The sequence below is a fragment of the Paenilisteria newyorkensis genome, from assembly GCF_000766145.1.
Taxonomy (GTDB): domain Bacteria; phylum Bacillota; class Bacilli; order Lactobacillales; family Listeriaceae; genus Listeria_A; species Listeria_A newyorkensis.
The window spans coordinates 19,693-34,851 of the sequence record NZ_JNFB01000003.1; the positions used below are offsets into that span (position 1 = coordinate 19,693).

The window sequence follows — 15,159 nt, forward strand, 5'->3', positions numbered from 1 at the left end:
TACTCATCTTCGCCATTGCTACATATTATGTATACGATATCCTCTTAACTATACCAAATATAGCCCTAACTTACTAGCTCCTCTTCCACCATTTTAGTTAGTAAATTAACTCTTTTGATTCGTTCGATACACTTTCTATCGATTCTGATTTTTTTTTTTTCTTTACAAAGGTTATACTCGAAATGGGGGTGATAAATCAATGAACTTATTGATTCTCTAAGTATCGGGGGTGATTGTTAGTTTTATTACAAGACAGACTTTTTGACGGATATGGATAGAGGATATTGCACGAGTGGGATGAACAGAAACAGAGGTGAAGGGGAAAATGAAGCGAGATATAAATAAACATCTGACTACTATTTTAAAGCATCTAGATGATGGCGGTCTGTCATTAACAAACTTCAACAAAGCAAGTACTCAGATAGAGAGAAAAACAAACCTTAGCAAAGATATAATTTTGGTTGTCCTCTATACGTTGGAAAGTTATGGTTATGTGTTTCGAGTATATCATTTGGAAGATATAACCTACCAAATTACACCGAAAGGGAAACGACTCATAGAAAAAGATTAGACATGCCGAGATGAAAAAAAGCCTACCGCGTAAGTGAAGATGCTTAGCGGTAGGCCATAGTACGCTATTTTGTTAGCGCCTGTCTCCTATTTTCATACGCAATGCTTGTCATCGCGCCTTCTGAAATCATATTGTTTTCCTCCAAATCAAGCGCTTCTTTTCCGTCCTCAAATGACTCTATTGTTTTTTGGTTCCATAATACATAGGCGATAATACCGCCAATCGCGCCTATTGCCGTTCCGAGCAACACCCAATTCTTCTCTTTCATGCTGTGCACCTCCCCTTCCTCATCGCTATCCTTCTTCCTTTTCCCACTCTATATGAAAATAAACCGCATCTACGAGAGACACGGTTTACAAAAATGAATCGTATTCTAGGCTATGAATGGATCTTTTGGCTTGCGGACGAAGCTTAGAATTGCTGCAATAACGAGCAATAATCCAGGCACGAATCCAGCAACGACAAAGCCGCCGATAGTTACAATAATACCTGCAATCAAGAACATAAATCCGGCAAGTACAGGTTTCTTATTCCCCGTAATACAAATCAAGCCAATAATCAGCAAGACAGTGAAAACAATCGTTGCGATGAGTGCTAAAATGGCGTATGTATGCACCATATCAAGGATTTGCTTGGCACTTGGGACATCTGCTACAGCAATTCCTGATTCCTCTAAACTTTGGTAATAGCTTCTCGTGAAAGAATCTACACCCTCTTTTGTACTGGCTGCACTGTCTAAAATAAAGCCGATCGCTGTAAAACCAACTAAGGTTACTAATCCGAAAAGCATACCGATGACAGCTAAAACAACCTCTGCTGTACGTTTAATCATATTATTCTACTCCCTCATTTCTTACGTGTTTGTTTTTAGTATACTATAAATACATTCCGGTGTAAAAATAAAGATGTCTTTTTTATAGGATAGAAGATGCGTTTTTCCGAAAAACCTTGTATACTTTATAAAGATGTTGTTATTTTAGAAAAGAGGATTTGGCCTATGTGGAAAAAAAGTTTATGGATGGGACTGTTATCAGCTATTTTTGTTGCGGCTTCCGTACTACTATTACTGCAATTGAACGGAACGCATCGTGAGGTGAATCAAAGTGCGACACCGACCATTTTTATTCATGGGTATCGCGGGACGGATCGATCGCTCCATGGGATGATTCGTCGTTTCGACCAGAAATATGATTGGGCCACGGATGCTTTAACGGTCAAGGTTAGCCCCACTGGTGATATTTCTGTAAAGGGAGCCTATAATGGCAAGCAAGCGGATAACCCACTTATTAATATTGTTTTTGCTGATAATCGAGCGACGGTGACGCAACAATCCTTGTGGACGAAAAAAGTGATGCGTTATTTGGAAGACCATTATGATGTGACCAAATTTAATGCGGTTGGGCATTCGATGGGTGGTGGCGCTTGGGTTTCTTATCTAGCTTCTTACGCGAATAACCCTGATTATCCTGAGGTCGAGAAGATTGTCTTTTTGGCGGTTCCATTTTATCCGGAAGAGTATGTGAATGGCGACCAGGAAGTGGATTTGCAAAACGCGAGTGCAATTCACACAAAGTTTGCCAAGCAGATGGAACAGAAGCTTAAGACTACGACGCGTATTATGATTATTGGTGGTAATTTGGAAGATGGCTCGAACAGTGATGGCGAGGTCAAAATTGATAGCGTGATGTATGGTAAAAAGCTGTTTGCGAATCAATATGTAGAGGCGCATACACTGACGGGTCCAACGGCCAAACATAGTAACATGCATGAATTACCAGTAGTGGATGAATATGTCGCGAAATTTTTATGGGGATTTAAGGAGTCGACGAAATAATGAAGAAGATTTTAATCGTATTTACTGTTTTAGCGGTCTTTGCTGTGGGATTTGGTTTTATCTTCGCCACGCATGATGCAGCGGAAAAGAAGCCTCAAACAACGGATAATTCGGTGAAGAAAACGGCCACAAAAGACGCGGCGGTAAAAGTAAAAAGTATCGATACACCAACATTATTCTTACACGGTTATTCGGGAACGAAGAACTCGATGGGGCACATGATGGATCGGCTCGCTAGAAATGGGGATGCTACACGTTCCCTCGTTCTTTCCGTCTCACCGGAAGGCAATGTGAAAGCGACTGGTGACTGGGATAAGTTTGCGACAAAACCGCTGATTCAGATCCTGTTTGAAGATAATAAGAGTTCTTTGACCAATCAAACGATCTGGTTGCAAAATGTAATGCGGACACTCAAAAATGAGTATCATATTCCTACTGTGAATGTCGTTGGTCACTCAATGGGTGGCGTTGACTGGGCGAGTTATTTGGAAGAAGGCAGTGACAGAGACGATTTTCCAACGGTGACAAAGCTGGTCGCGATCGGAGCTCCTTTTAACGGGCTGGTCATTGGTGAAGATGGCAAAACGGCGTATGACTTAACGGCGAATGGTCCTGAAACGAAAACGGAACGGTATCAAAATTTTATGACGAATAAAAAAGCACTACCTGCTACGCTGGAAGTTTTGAATATTGCTGGGGATGTGCAGGATGGTACGAAAAGTGATACGAGCGTCTCGCTAGCCAGCGCGTTATCTGGTAAATTTATTTTTGATCAGGTTGCTAGTTATAAAGAGCTAGTGTTCACTGGAAGTAAGGCGCAACATAGTAAACTACATGAAAACAAAGAGGTTGATAAGGCTGTGAAACAATTTCTCTGGTCCTAAACAAAAAGGCGCTGCGTCCAATGATACCGGATGCGGCGCCTCTTCTTATTTCGCTTTCTTCTTTTTGAAGCCCCAGAAACTGCGGCTTTTTATTTCGGCTTCATTTCCGCGTACACCTAATACATCGAATAGGAATACAACGACTGGAATACCGACGATCAAGCCCCAGACGCCGAAGAAATGCTCGGAGAAAATTAGGATGATGAAGGTGTAAAAAACCGGTAAATCCGTTTTTGATGACATTAGTTTTGGATTGAGGATGTAGGTTTCAATCGAATGCACAATGACGATCGTGATCAGGATGACAATCACGTCTGTAAGGCCACCTACGGAATAGGCGATAATCGACAGCGGGATGCACGAAATGATAACGCCCGCAACCGGAATCAAGCCCAGCAGGAATACCATAATGGATAACGTCAGCACTTGCGGGAAGCCCATCGCGATTAAGGCAATCGTTGTCAGCACTGTGTTTACGATGGCAATTAGAAATTGAGCTTCTAGAACAACGCCAAATGTGCCAACAAACTTCTTGCCAAAATAGGCCACTTCACGGAACACAGCTCCCATTTTGCTCGTTAGGAATTTGCTTGAGAAATGAACAACGCGTTCTTGTTCCAGTGAGAAAAATAGGCTTAGTATCAGAGCCATGAAGAAGGCAATCCCAATGCTACCAATGCCGCTTAGTGATCCAATAATGAATTTCAAACCAGAATTGATATACGCTTTAACGTTGGAATCGTTGAATAAATTCATCACATATTTAATAAAATCGTTATTTCCGGGGTTATTATAGAATTTCATAACACCGTTGAATGTGGACACGATTTGCTGGATGATAATCGGCAAGTAATGCGTAAAGGCGATATACAAGAATATCACAATCAATATGTACAAGACAATAACGATTAATTTCCGCGGTACTTTCACCCACCTTAAAATCACTTTTTCTAGTCGCGTAATTAAAAAGGTGAAGATAAATGTTAATAAAATCAAGTCTATCATGCTTCTCACTAAATAGAGTACAAAAATGAGGAGCGCAAAAATAAGAACTCGTTGTAATCCAGTATTTAATTTAAATTTCTCCCATAGTTCTTCCATAGAACACACTCCTATCGCTTCTTATCATATTCTAGCACATTTTTGCCGATCATGAAAAATTTAGTTAATTATTCTACTGAAAATTTGAAAAAGAGTGCTTTCAGGGCTTTACATTTGAGTAAAAAAGTTGTAACATATCCTATGAACCAATCATCCTACCTTTAGAAGGAGTGTCGCGATAATGCTACATAAATTACAAAAAAAATCACTGGTTGAGCAAGTCTCTAGCCAGATTCAAGAGATGATTAAGAACGGCGTCTGGCGCATTGGGGATCGCTTGCCTAATGAGGCGGATTTGATGGAACAGTTTGGCGTCAGTCGGAATACGTTGCGCGAAGCCATCCGAGCTTTAGTTCACGTCGGGCTACTTGAAGTGAAGCAAGGCGATGGGACATTTGTTCTGGCAACAAGCGAACTAAGCGCCGTACTACAAAAAAGAATCCAGAGCGCTGCGGTACTGGAAATTTTAGAGGTGAGGCATGCACTTGATCGGGAGGCTGTTTCATTAGCTTGTTTACGGAGAACTGAAGAAGATTTAGCTCAGATGGCTAAATATCGCGATCAGTGTTTGCAATATACGACGGAAAATAATTTGGAGAAGTTTGTGGAAGCGGATTGGCAATTACATCAAACCATTGCTGCGGCCTCCTATAATCCCCTTTTGATTGATATGTACGCGCATTTATTTGAGGAAATTCAGATGTCGATTACGAGCACGACGGAAATGAATGATGCGAATGGTGCTGGTCATAATGATCTTATTTTAGCGATTCAAAATCAAGATGCGGCCTCGGCTGTGCATTGTGTAGATATGTACATTTCGCACTTTAAGCAAATTGTGTTACCGAAGAAAGGAGAGTGACGTAATGGACGAGGAAAAACGGAAAATGCGGCGTCGTATTTTTTTAATTATTGGCATTTTACTTGTAGCAGCAAACCTTAGGGCTCCAATCACCGCGCTGAGCCCATTGCTTAGTTATGTTCGCGTGGATTTGCCGCTATCCAATACGATGACTGGGTTTTTGACGACGTTGCCACTCCTTGCTTTTGCTGGCTTGTCCCCTTTTGTGTCTAAATTGGCGCGAAGATGGGGGATGGAGTTTATTGTCTTTTTTGCGGCTTGTTTGATGGTTGTGGGGAGTCTCATTCGCCCGTTCGGCGGGATTCCGTTGCTTTTATTTGGAACGTTTCTCATCGGGCTAGCTATCGCAGTTGGGAATGTGCTGTTACCGAGCCTCATCAAAAAAGAGTTTCCTTTTAAAATGGGATTGATGACGGGGATGTATTCGATTTCGATGAATGTGTGCGCGATGTTGGCATCAGGCATCAGTGTGCCAATCGCGGTGAATTCTGGATTCGGTTGGCGAGGGGCACTCGTTGTATGGTCCGGTTTCGCGATTATCGCGCTTCTAGTCTGGTTGCCACAGTTGAAATATAATCAGAAAAGCCTCCCTCAAGCTGTAGCGCAAAAGCCTAGACAGAGTATTTGGCGGTCCCCTTTAGCTTGGAAAATCACAATTTTCATGGGGATGCAGTCGACTTTATTTTATGTCATGGTCGCTTGGTTGCCATCGATACTTATTAGTCAAGGAATGGCGAGTACGCAGGCTGGTTTCATGTTATCGTTATTCCAGCTCGGGATTATTCCGTTTACATTTATCGTACCGATTATTGCCAGCAAAATGAAATCGCAGCGACCAATCGTTATTATGATGACGGTGTTATTGCTTGTTGGAACCGCTGGGCTAATATTTGGCGCAGGTGATGTCTGGCTTGTTGGTCCATCGGTGTTTATGATGGGTGTGGCTTCTGGGACGGCTTTTAGTGTGTGCATGATGTTCTTTAGTTTGCGGACGTCAACGGCAACCGAAGCTGCGGACTTGTCTGGAATGGCGCAATCGGTTGGGTATTTACTCGCCGCTGCTGGCCCGACGTTGTTTGGTGCGCTTCATGATCTGACGGATAGCTATACCGTGCCGCTTGCGATTATCGTGGTTGCTGCATTGTTGTTATTTGTAATGGGAATGGATGCTGGGCGCGATAAGAAAGTTTTTGGGAGATAGGAAAAAGGCTAGTAGAATATCCAAACAAGACAAAATCGCCTTACCCGTTTTTGGGTAAGACGAGAATATTGCTTTACACAAATCGAGCGAAAGCGTTTGTATTCAGGGGATTTGGTGGAATGAGGATGGCAAACTCATTCCATTCTTTTGCATATTGAGGTTCTAATTCGCTTTGCTTCAAAGAACCACAACAAAGCGGAGCATACTGGTGTATGTGATGACTGAAAGCAGGGAGAGGGTAGTTTCCTCGACCATGCGAGAAGTTAAGCGAAACGGCTCTTGTGTAGCAGAACCGTAGAGATGTACCGCATCCTTGTTCTAAATATAATGAAGGACCGCCTATTCGCGATGCTCCTAGGCATATTGGGGCTGTAACTCATTGCATTTCGAACAGCCCCAACAATGCGAGCGCTTGTCGCCGATTTATTTGGGTTATGCATTTATTTTTCTAGATATGCCCATCTAAAGCTGTATGGTGCGCCGAAAAGATGTTTTACTACGCCTTTTACGTATGGTTTTTCAAGGACGGCTGTGGCGTTTTGGTATAATGGTGCGATTGCTGCGTCGTCATCGAGTAGCACTTTTTCGGTTTGGAGCATGGCTTGCCAACGGGCTTCTGGATTCGTCGCAAGTGTTGTGGAAATATCGGTTGTCAATTTGTCGTAAGCTGGGCTTGAGTAGCTCATATTGTTGTAGTTGTTGTCTGTTTGCCAACTTGCGATGTAGGTCATTGGGTCTTTGTATGCTGGTGCCCAACGCGAAAGTTGAACCGTATAATCTTGCGCCTTATCAAGTGCTAGCCTGTTTTTGTAAGGCACTGTTTTTAAGTTGATTTTGAGCCCGTCGAGATTGGTTTGTAGCTCGCTTTGAATGAACTCGAGGGTTTTCTTCGCGAATTCTTGGTCGTCACCTACTAGTTCGAGCGTGATTTCGCTTTTACCGAGTTGTTGCTTCGCTTTCGCAAAATGTTCTTTGGCTTCTGCGACGTTATATGTGAGGTGATCGCCACTATCTTCGCGGAAGTCTTTGCCTGTTTTCGGATTTTGGGCAAAACCGTTTGGAATTTCGCCGTTAATTGGTACCGCACCATTCGCGATGACCGTGTCGGCTAGCGCTTCTTTGTTAATCGCTTTTGCAATCGCTTTTCGTAATTCTACATTCGCAACATCCGATTGTTTTTGATTGAATTTTAACCAATATACGTAGGAATCGGGTTCTGCAACGAATTCTTTATTGTCTTTGTATTGGCTCGCGTAATCGCCTGTTAATGGGGCACGGTCAACTTTTCCTGTGTTGTAGAGATTGACTGCTGAGCCTGGTTCTTTGGCTACTTGGACATCGATGCGATCTAATTTGACGTTTTTCTTATCCCAGTAGTTATCGTTTTTGATGAAACTCCAGCTTTTGCTTGTGCCCGACCAATCGGACATTGTGAATGGGCCGTTGTAAAGTAAATGATCGGAATCTTTGGCAAAGTCTTTCCCTTCTTTGCTCACGTAAGCCTCTTTTTGTGGATAGAACGGGCCGAATGTGAGTAGTGAGTTGAAGTACGGCACGGCCTGTGTCAGTTGGATTTCGATGGTTTTGTCATCCAGTGCTTTCACGCCGAGTTCTTTTGGATCTTTTTTACCGTCGATAATATCGCTTGCATTGGCAACGACATCGCGGTATAAAAAGGAATACTGGGCGCCCGATTTTGGATTGACGACTTTGCGCCAAGCGTAGATGAAGTCATCGGCTGTGAGATCTGATCCGTCTGACCATTTCGCGTTGTCGCGGATTTTGATGGTGTATATTTTTTGATCTTTACTTATTTGAGGCATGGCTTCGGCTGCTGCTGGGATGATTTGGTCCTTGGAATCAAGCGTATAAAGCCCTTCAAAAACTTGATTCATCGCGGTGAAGCTGACGCCGTCTGTTGCAAGTGATGTGTCCATGAGTGGAATTTCTGTGGATTCGATGACGCGCAAGACTTGTTTATCTGAGGCATCGCTCGCCGTGTCTTTTCCTCCTCCGCATGCTGCTAATACGAACATGCTGGCTACTAGAATCAAGCTGATAATATATCTTTTTTTCATATGTAAAACTCCCCTTTTTTGTGTGACTGTTTCTATCATACGCTATTTTGACGCGAAAATAAATACCTTTTTCTAAATTAATAGAATTATTTTATAATGTTTATCACGTTAAAGGAGATAAGCAGTTGACCTATCTCCTTTTTTGGCAGACTAGATTTGTTTTGTATCTTCGTATTCTTGTTTTATATCGACTAATAGCGCTTCGTTCGTGTAGAGTTCTAAAGCGGTTAGCGCGAGCAGTTTGGCGCCTTTGATTAAGGCCTTGTCTCCAGCAGCGGATCTTGCGGCTTCGCGGAATTCAACGGTATGCCCAACGAGGTCACTGGAACCAATTTTGATATAAGGGTGGATGGTTGGGATAACTTGGCTAATGTTTCCTGCATCTGTGGAACCAATGCCGCGACTATCGGTAATTAGCGGTTCGTCTAGTTGCTCCGCGATACGTGCGAACAGGCGATTGAACTGTTTATTAATCAGGAAATCATCGACGCCATTCTGGATATTCGTCACTTTAAACGTTGTACCAGTTTGAATCGCAGCACCTTCTGCGACTTGAATGACGCGCTTCGTGATATCATCGAGACGGCGACGTTTGTCAGCGCGCGTGAAAAAACGGGCACGGGCGTAATCTGGAACGATATTCGGCGCTTGACCACCATCCAAAATAATGCCGTGAATGCGCACATCGGAGGTCACGTGTTGACGTAAAGCATTGACGCCGTTATAAAATTGGATAAGGCCGTCCAGTGCGTTAATGCCATCTTCTGGGTTAGCCGCGGAATGGGCTGGTTTCCCGAAGAACTCGAATTCTAAAACGTCCACGGCAAGCGATGGTGTCGTTAACGCGGAGTCGCTGGATGGATGAATCATGAGCGCGGCATCAATACCTTGGAGGAGATTATGCTTCACAAAGCTTCCTTTCGCACTGCCATTTGGTCCACCTTCTTCGGCTGGCGTTCCAAGTACGACTACTTCCCCACCCGTTTCCTCGATTACTTCGGCGAGTGCGATGGCTGCGGCAACGCTCGTTGTGCCAATGATGTTGTGCCCGCATGCATGTCCAAGCCCTGGTAGCGCGTCATATTCCGCTAAAAAGGCAACTGTAGCGCCTGGCTTCTCTGCTTTTTTACGAGCGAGGAAAGCGGTTTTGTGGCCTGCTACGTCTAATTCCACGGTGAAACCAGCTTTTTCAAGGATGGTCGCCAGTTTTTCGCTTGCGTAGAATTCTTCGTTGCCGATTTCTGGGTGGTCGTGAATATCGTGACTTACTTCAATATAGAAGTCTTGATGCGCGTCAATATTTGTTTCAATGGCCTCAGACCATGTCAGTTTTGCTTGTACCATGTGCAACGCCTCCGTATTTCGAATTTATTTTTTTGACCACGTTTCTTTATACGTTTCTAGCTCATCAAGCGGGATAAATGCTGGGATGGAGCTACCTTTATATGTTTTTTCGATAAATTTCTTCATGTCATCGGAGTGGTAAATTTCCACAATTTTTTTCAAAGCTTCGCGATCTGTGTCCCCTTTTCGAACGGCAATAATGTTAATATAAGGTTTCGCCGTATCTGACTCTAGGAAAATCGAGTCTTTCAGCGGGTTCAGTTTCGCCTCAACAGCCACACCGTTATTGATTGTTGCCGCATCCACATCGTCTAGCGCGCGCGGAATTTGACCAGCTACCATTGGCTTAATATCGAGCTTTTTCGGATTTTCTTTGATTGCTTCTGGTGACCCGTTCCCATCAAAATCATCAACCAACGTGATAAGTCCCGCCTCTTGCAGCAAAAGCAAAGCACGGCCGTAGTTCGTAATATCATCAGGAACAGCGATAGTAGCGCCATTTTTAATATCCTTAATGTCTTTCACTTTGTTCGAATAAACGCCCATTGGAGCAATGACCGTCGAAGCAAGCGGTACAAGATCTAGCTTATTTTCTTTAATAAAAGAATCGAAATAGGCAACCGTTTGAAAAGCATTCGCATCCAAGTCCCCGTCAGCAAGCGCGCGGTTCGGCAAGACATAGTCACTAAATTCTTTCAATTCGATATTAATACCATCCTTCTCAGCAATCCGCTTAATTTCAGGCCAAGTCCGATCCCCAGCACTCACACCAATCACCAAATTCTTCTCGTCCCCCTGCGCCTTCTCATCTGAACCACCACAAGCCGTAGCAACAACAGCCAACAATACCAACGTCAAAACTAAAACCAACTTCTTCATCCAAAAAACTCCCCTATTATTTATTATTTTATCTTTTCTTAAAATCATGTTTAAGTGTCCTTCACGATTGAACCTCCAAACGGAGGTGGCGCCGAGAAATGCTTAGATTCTAGGCAAAGCCGAGCAACGGAGTGGAGCGTACGATTTGTACGAGAACCCCGTAGCACAGGTTTTAACGACGAAGATGAGCGTTTCTCGGCGTCGCCGGCGCCTAACGGCGGCGGATTTTGCGAGAAATGAAGTTCCCCAGCGACTGGACACTTTGGACAATAACGACCAAAATAATGACTGTAACGAGCATCGTGATATTATCATAACGCTGATACCCATACGTAATCGCCAAGTTTCCAATCCCGCCTGCACCAACAACTCCTGCCATTGCCGTAGCACCAACGAGACCAATCGTCGCGGTAGTTAGCGTCAGAATCAATGAGCTAAGACCCTCTGGCAACATAAATCGCCATATAATTTGCCACGCGTTCGCGCCCATCGCTTGAGCTGCCTCGATAATCCCTTGATCCACCTCTAAAAGCGAGTTTTCAACAAGTCTTGCAATGTAAGGTCCTGCGTAGAAAACAAGTGGAACAATCGCGGCTTTCACGCCAATGCTCGAATCGACGATGAAACGCGTCACAGGAATCAATGCGACTAGTAAAATAATGAATGGCACCGAACGCAAAATGTTGATAATTGGGTTTAAAATATTGAAAATCACTGTATTTTGCAAAATGTGACCTTTTCGCGTTACGACGAGTAAGACACCGAGTGGTATCCCTATAAGGCAAGCAAATAAGAGTGACCACGTAACCATGTATAGCGTTTCAATAAATGCCGTGCTTAGCTGTTCAGATGTGACTTCCATGCGCTCCCACCTCCTCTAATTTGACATTTTGCGTCGTTGCGTAAGCGAAGGCTTTTGCGATTTCTTCTGGCTCACCTGTGACTTCCACGATCATGTAGCCAAACGCAATCGCCTGAATTTCAGAGATATTCCCACTTAGGACGCTGACATTGACGTCAAATTGTTTGGCAATATTCGAAAGTAGCGGATTTCCTGATGATTCTCCCACAAATGTGAATTTCCAAACGGTTGCATCGTGATTTTGAATCAGCTTCAGTGCGCTGGCTGGAATATCGTCATTGATTACCGTCTTGACAAAGTTTTTCGCCGTTTGGCTTTGTGGTTTTGAAAAGATATCGAATACTTTGCCTTCTTCGATAACTTTACCGCCTTCCATCACCGCTACTCGATTGCAGATTTCGCGTATCACGGACATTTCGTGGGTGATGAGCAGAATCGTGATATTGTATTCTTTATTGATTTTTTGTAACAGTTCGAGAATCGCGCCTGTTGTCTCTGGATCTAATGCGCTCGTTGCCTCATCGCACAGGAGCACCTCTGGATTTGTTGCGAGTGCACGTGCAATCCCGATACGCTGCTTTTGGCCGCCGGATAATTGGTCGGGATAATTCTTTGCTTTATCTGCTAAGCCAACAAAGTCCAACAATTCCAGCACTCGCTTTTCGCGTTCTTTTCGGTTTGTATGTATTAAAGCTAGCGGTATCGCGATGTTATCGAAGACCGTTTTGGAATTCAATAAGTTAAAATGTTGAAAAATCATGCCAATCTTTTTTCGTTCTGCGCGAAGTTCTTTGGATTTTAATGTTGTTAAATCGGTTCCTGCCACAGCCACGGAGCCTTTTGTGGGCCGCTCCAGTAGGTTTACCGTGCGAATCAAGGTACTTTTTCCTGCGCCACTAAAGCCCACTACGCCGAATATGTCGCCTTTTTCGATGGTTAAGCTAACGCCGTCTAACGCGGTAATTTCTTTGCCTCCGCTTTTGAATGTTTTTGTTACATTTTTGAATTCGATCATCCTATCACTCCCTTAATTGCCTTACCCACAAAAAAATCTCCCCTTAAGTTAATAAGAGGAGATTCTAGTCCAAACATCTATGTACCGAATAATTATACAGTCATATGAATGCAGTCTTTGTCGTCTCACCTTATCTACCAAGCAAATGGAATGCTTGTTGGAATTGGCACAGTATCAATACATGATCTGTTGCCGAGGTTTCGTAGGGCCAAATCCCTCCACCTCTCTGGATAAAATGTGTAAGTCGTTATTTATTTTTTATAACTATATCGTGTATTTCGGATACTGTCAACCACTTTTGGAAAAGTTCTTTGTTTATTAATCGTTTTTTCTGCGCAATTGTTCGAGTTTCGCTGCGATGCGTGCTTTGTTTTCCGCTGTTGTTTGGGCGTCTAGTGTGATTCTCGTGCCATCGATTAGAACCGAACTGCCTTCGTGAATATTTTTTGGCAGTTTGGTTTGTGGGATTGTCCATATTTGCTCATCTGGTTCGAGTAGAAAAACCGCTTTTCCATCCTCGATACGGTCTAAAATCGCTTTTTTGCTCATGGTACACCTACTTTACGGTTGCTTTGCCTTGTTCTTTGATTTGTCGAACAATGCCGTCGCCTATTCCGTTTATTTTTTTCAATTCGTCAATTGATTTATATGGTCGTTCGGCTATAATTTTGTCTGCTAAAACGGGGCCAATGCTCGGTAGATATTGCAGTTCTTCTGCGGTTGCTGTGTTAATATTAATTGTATTTGGCATCGGAACCGCCTCGCCTGGTTCTTCTGTTGTTTGTTTGCCAGTGCTATTTCCAGGTTCCGGTGTGCCGGATTTTTCTGTCGCGACGTGGATTTGTTTGCCATCCGTCTCGATTGTTACCGTTCCTTCGACATCCGTTCCATACGTTTTGATATCGCGATCCTTGAGCCACTGAATGACTTCGCGGTGCGGGTGCCCGTAGGAATTTCCTTTTTCAGCAGAATACACGGCGACTTCCGGTTTGACTGCATCTAAAAAGTACGGCTGATTCGATGTTGACGAACCGTGGTGTCCCAAATCGAGAATCTGGGCGTTTAAATCTAGGCCGCTGTCGACCATTTCTCGTTCGCGTGACTTTTCTGCGTCTCCTGTAAAAATAGCCGCAATATCTTTGTATGTTAGACGAATCGCGATGGAATCGTTGTTAGCGTTATCCGATAATTTATCCGGACTCAGCACCTGAATCCCAAACGGTCCGAATGTAGCTTTTTCACCGCGTCTTGGCTCCTTATATTTCGCGTCCGAAGCCAGAGCGGCATCAATCACGCGCTCATAAATCGAGCTATTGAACACGAGTCCATCCATCCAAATTTCTTTCGGCTTATACTGTTTGATGACTTTATCCGCGTTGCCAATATGATCTGAGTGCGGATGTGTTAAAAGCAACAAATCAATTTTTTCGATATTCGCTTTTTCTAGATATGTCAAAATCCGATTATCGTCATGGCGGCCAGTATCAATCAGAATCGTTGTGCCATCATCGGCTTGAATAAGCGTGCTATCCCCTTGCCCGACGTCAAAAAAAGTGAATTTCGCGCCGTCTAACGTATTTTCGGTAACGCTGGATGTTTGTGTATTATTTGAGCATCCACCAATAAGCATGACTAAAATAATCCCCATGATGCTCCATTTTGCTAATTTCTTCAAAATCTCAACTCCCTAATTCTCTTCCCCTTAGAATAGCAGAATCGCTTCTTGGAGTAAAGAGTTGCCGGAAAAGTTGGGAGATTTACACCAAATAAAACGAGCCCTATAAAGGACTCGCCAAAATTTCGAAAAACCACTTCACATGATTTCCTACCAAACCTCAGCGGATCGACAAATGCTTAGTTTCTAGGCAAAAGCACTGTTCCAGTGCGGAGCGTACTAAAGTACGTGAGCGCTGAAACAGTGCTTTTAACGACGAAAATGAGCGTTTGTCGATCCGCTGAGAGATTTATTTTACTTTCTCGAAAAATTTGAAGGTTACTTCTTCGCTTTTTGGATTGTAATCAATGATCCAGTCATGATCTTTAAAGTACCAGTAATCATGATCTTCTACGTAGAATAAAATATCGCCGATTTTGTGTTGCAATGCCATTTCCGTGGGTTTTTCAGATACTAATCCGATTGAAAAACCAGGATGTAGGGAACTGTTGGAGCCACCATATTTTGCGAATAATCTAATTCCATTTCCATCGGCCGTGTTAAACTCATTTCTAAACCAGTGTTGTGCTTGATCGCTTACTTCGATTTGCATTGTCATCACTCCTCTTCCCTATTTCGATTACTGCAAGGATAGCAGATATCTACTCACTTCGCATGTATTTTGCTTACAACTAGATAACTGTATGTACCACTTTTTTTGAAAAGTTAAACTTCTTTTTTGATAAAAGCTTAAAATATAATTTAATACCTCAGTATGATTGATAGCTAAACACGACAAAAAATCGCCAAACCTATTATGCCAGGTAAGACGAAAATTTTGCTTTAAACAAATCGAGCGAAAGCGTTTGTATTC

16 protein-coding genes and 1 riboswitch are annotated in these 15,159 nt (G+C 43.2%); of the genes, 5 read left to right on the forward strand and 11 right to left on the reverse strand.

Going from position 1 to position 15,159, the window contains the following annotated elements; translation table 11 throughout:
• Positions 1-325: 325 nt before the first annotated feature.
• On the forward strand, positions 326-571 hold the full coding sequence (locus EP58_RS01245; RefSeq protein WP_052164833.1) for a DUF3116 family protein: 246 nt from the start codon (positions 326-328) through the stop codon (positions 569-571).
• A 64-nt stretch (positions 572-635) separates the two neighbouring features.
• Here EP58_RS01245 and EP58_RS01250 read toward each other — a convergent pair whose 3' ends face one another.
• Together EP58_RS01250 and EP58_RS01255 are read right to left on the reverse strand one after the other, a co-directional pair.
• A complete protein-coding gene (locus EP58_RS01250; protein ID WP_036089134.1) occupies positions 636-839 on the reverse strand; it encodes a hypothetical protein in 204 nt (67 codons plus the stop codon).
• A gap of 105 nt (positions 840-944) precedes the next feature.
• Entirely contained in the window at positions 945-1,403 is a 459-nt protein-coding gene (locus EP58_RS01255; protein WP_036089136.1) for a DUF4064 domain-containing protein, read from the reverse strand.
• Positions 1,404-1,568: 165 nt separating this feature from the next.
• Here EP58_RS01255 and EP58_RS01260 point away from each other — a divergent pair, with 165 nt between their 5' ends.
• Together EP58_RS01260 and EP58_RS01265 are read left to right on the forward strand one after the other, a co-directional pair.
• Positions 1,569-2,405: an alpha/beta hydrolase gene (locus tag EP58_RS01260; RefSeq protein ID WP_036089138.1), complete on the forward strand. Its 837-nt coding sequence runs from the start codon at positions 1,569-1,571 to the stop codon at positions 2,403-2,405.
• Positions 2,405-3,289 (forward strand): alpha/beta hydrolase, encoded by an 885-nt coding sequence (locus EP58_RS01265; RefSeq protein WP_036089140.1) that lies wholly within the window; start codon positions 2,405-2,407, stop codon positions 3,287-3,289. Before EP58_RS01260 ends, EP58_RS01265 begins: the two co-directional genes overlap by 1 nt.
• A gap of 45 nt (positions 3,290-3,334) precedes the next feature.
• Here the strand turns inward: EP58_RS01265 and EP58_RS01270 are convergent, their stop codons facing one another.
• The gene (locus EP58_RS01270; RefSeq protein ID WP_036089142.1) at positions 3,335-4,390 is read right to left on the reverse strand and encodes an AI-2E family transporter; all 1,056 of its coding nucleotides are present in this window, start codon (positions 4,388-4,390) and stop codon (positions 3,335-3,337) included.
• 181 nt (positions 4,391-4,571) lie between these two features.
• On the opposite strand from EP58_RS01270, the gene EP58_RS01275 reads away from it, so the two are divergent.
• Positions 4,572-5,252, forward strand: a complete 681-nt coding sequence (locus EP58_RS01275) for a FadR/GntR family transcriptional regulator (protein ID WP_036089144.1) — start codon at positions 4,572-4,574, stop codon at positions 5,250-5,252.
• Between the two features lie 4 nt (positions 5,253-5,256).
• Positions 5,257-6,453, forward strand: coding sequence for a CynX/NimT family MFS transporter (locus tag EP58_RS01280; protein WP_036089146.1), 1,197 nt, complete (start codon positions 5,257-5,259; stop codon positions 6,451-6,453).
• Between the two features lie 440 nt (positions 6,454-6,893).
• Here the strand turns inward: EP58_RS01280 and EP58_RS01285 are convergent, their stop codons facing one another.
• The 8 genes from EP58_RS01285 to EP58_RS01320 all read right to left on the reverse strand — a co-directional run bounded on the left by EP58_RS01285 (position 6,894) and on the right by EP58_RS01320 (position 14,898).
• Positions 6,894-8,531 (reverse strand): peptide ABC transporter substrate-binding protein, encoded by a 1,638-nt coding sequence (locus EP58_RS01285; protein ID WP_036089148.1) that lies wholly within the window; start codon positions 8,529-8,531, stop codon positions 6,894-6,896.
• 150 nt (positions 8,532-8,681) lie between these two features.
• Complete coding sequence (locus EP58_RS01290; RefSeq protein ID WP_036089150.1) at positions 8,682-9,875, reverse strand: M20 family metallopeptidase; 1,194 nt, start codon at positions 9,873-9,875, stop codon at positions 8,682-8,684.
• Positions 9,876-9,899: 24 nt separating this feature from the next.
• Positions 9,900-10,754 (reverse strand): MetQ/NlpA family ABC transporter substrate-binding protein, encoded by an 855-nt coding sequence (locus tag EP58_RS01295; protein ID WP_036089151.1) that lies wholly within the window; start codon positions 10,752-10,754, stop codon positions 9,900-9,902.
• A gap of 211 nt (positions 10,755-10,965) precedes the next feature.
• Complete coding sequence (locus tag EP58_RS01300) at positions 10,966-11,616, reverse strand: methionine ABC transporter permease (protein WP_036064158.1); 651 nt, start codon at positions 11,614-11,616, stop codon at positions 10,966-10,968.
• Positions 11,600-12,631 (reverse strand): methionine ABC transporter ATP-binding protein, encoded by a 1,032-nt coding sequence (locus tag EP58_RS01305; RefSeq protein WP_036089153.1) that lies wholly within the window; start codon positions 12,629-12,631, stop codon positions 11,600-11,602. The genes EP58_RS01300 and EP58_RS01305 overlap by 17 nt, the downstream gene beginning before the upstream one ends.
• 127 nt (positions 12,632-12,758) lie before the next feature.
• Positions 12,759-12,868: riboswitch (SAM riboswitch) on the reverse strand.
• Positions 12,869-12,949: 81 nt separating this feature from the next.
• Positions 12,950-13,180 (reverse strand): DUF3006 domain-containing protein, encoded by a 231-nt coding sequence (locus EP58_RS01310; RefSeq protein WP_036089155.1) that lies wholly within the window; start codon positions 13,178-13,180, stop codon positions 12,950-12,952.
• Between the two features lie 7 nt (positions 13,181-13,187).
• Positions 13,188-14,279 (reverse strand): MBL fold metallo-hydrolase, encoded by a 1,092-nt coding sequence (locus tag EP58_RS01315; RefSeq protein WP_103034835.1) that lies wholly within the window; start codon positions 14,277-14,279, stop codon positions 13,188-13,190.
• A 316-nt stretch (positions 14,280-14,595) separates the two neighbouring features.
• On the reverse strand, positions 14,596-14,898 hold the full coding sequence (locus EP58_RS01320) for a HesB/YadR/YfhF family protein (RefSeq protein WP_036064150.1): 303 nt from the start codon (positions 14,896-14,898) through the stop codon (positions 14,596-14,598).
• Between the last annotated feature and the right edge of the window lie 261 nt (positions 14,899-15,159).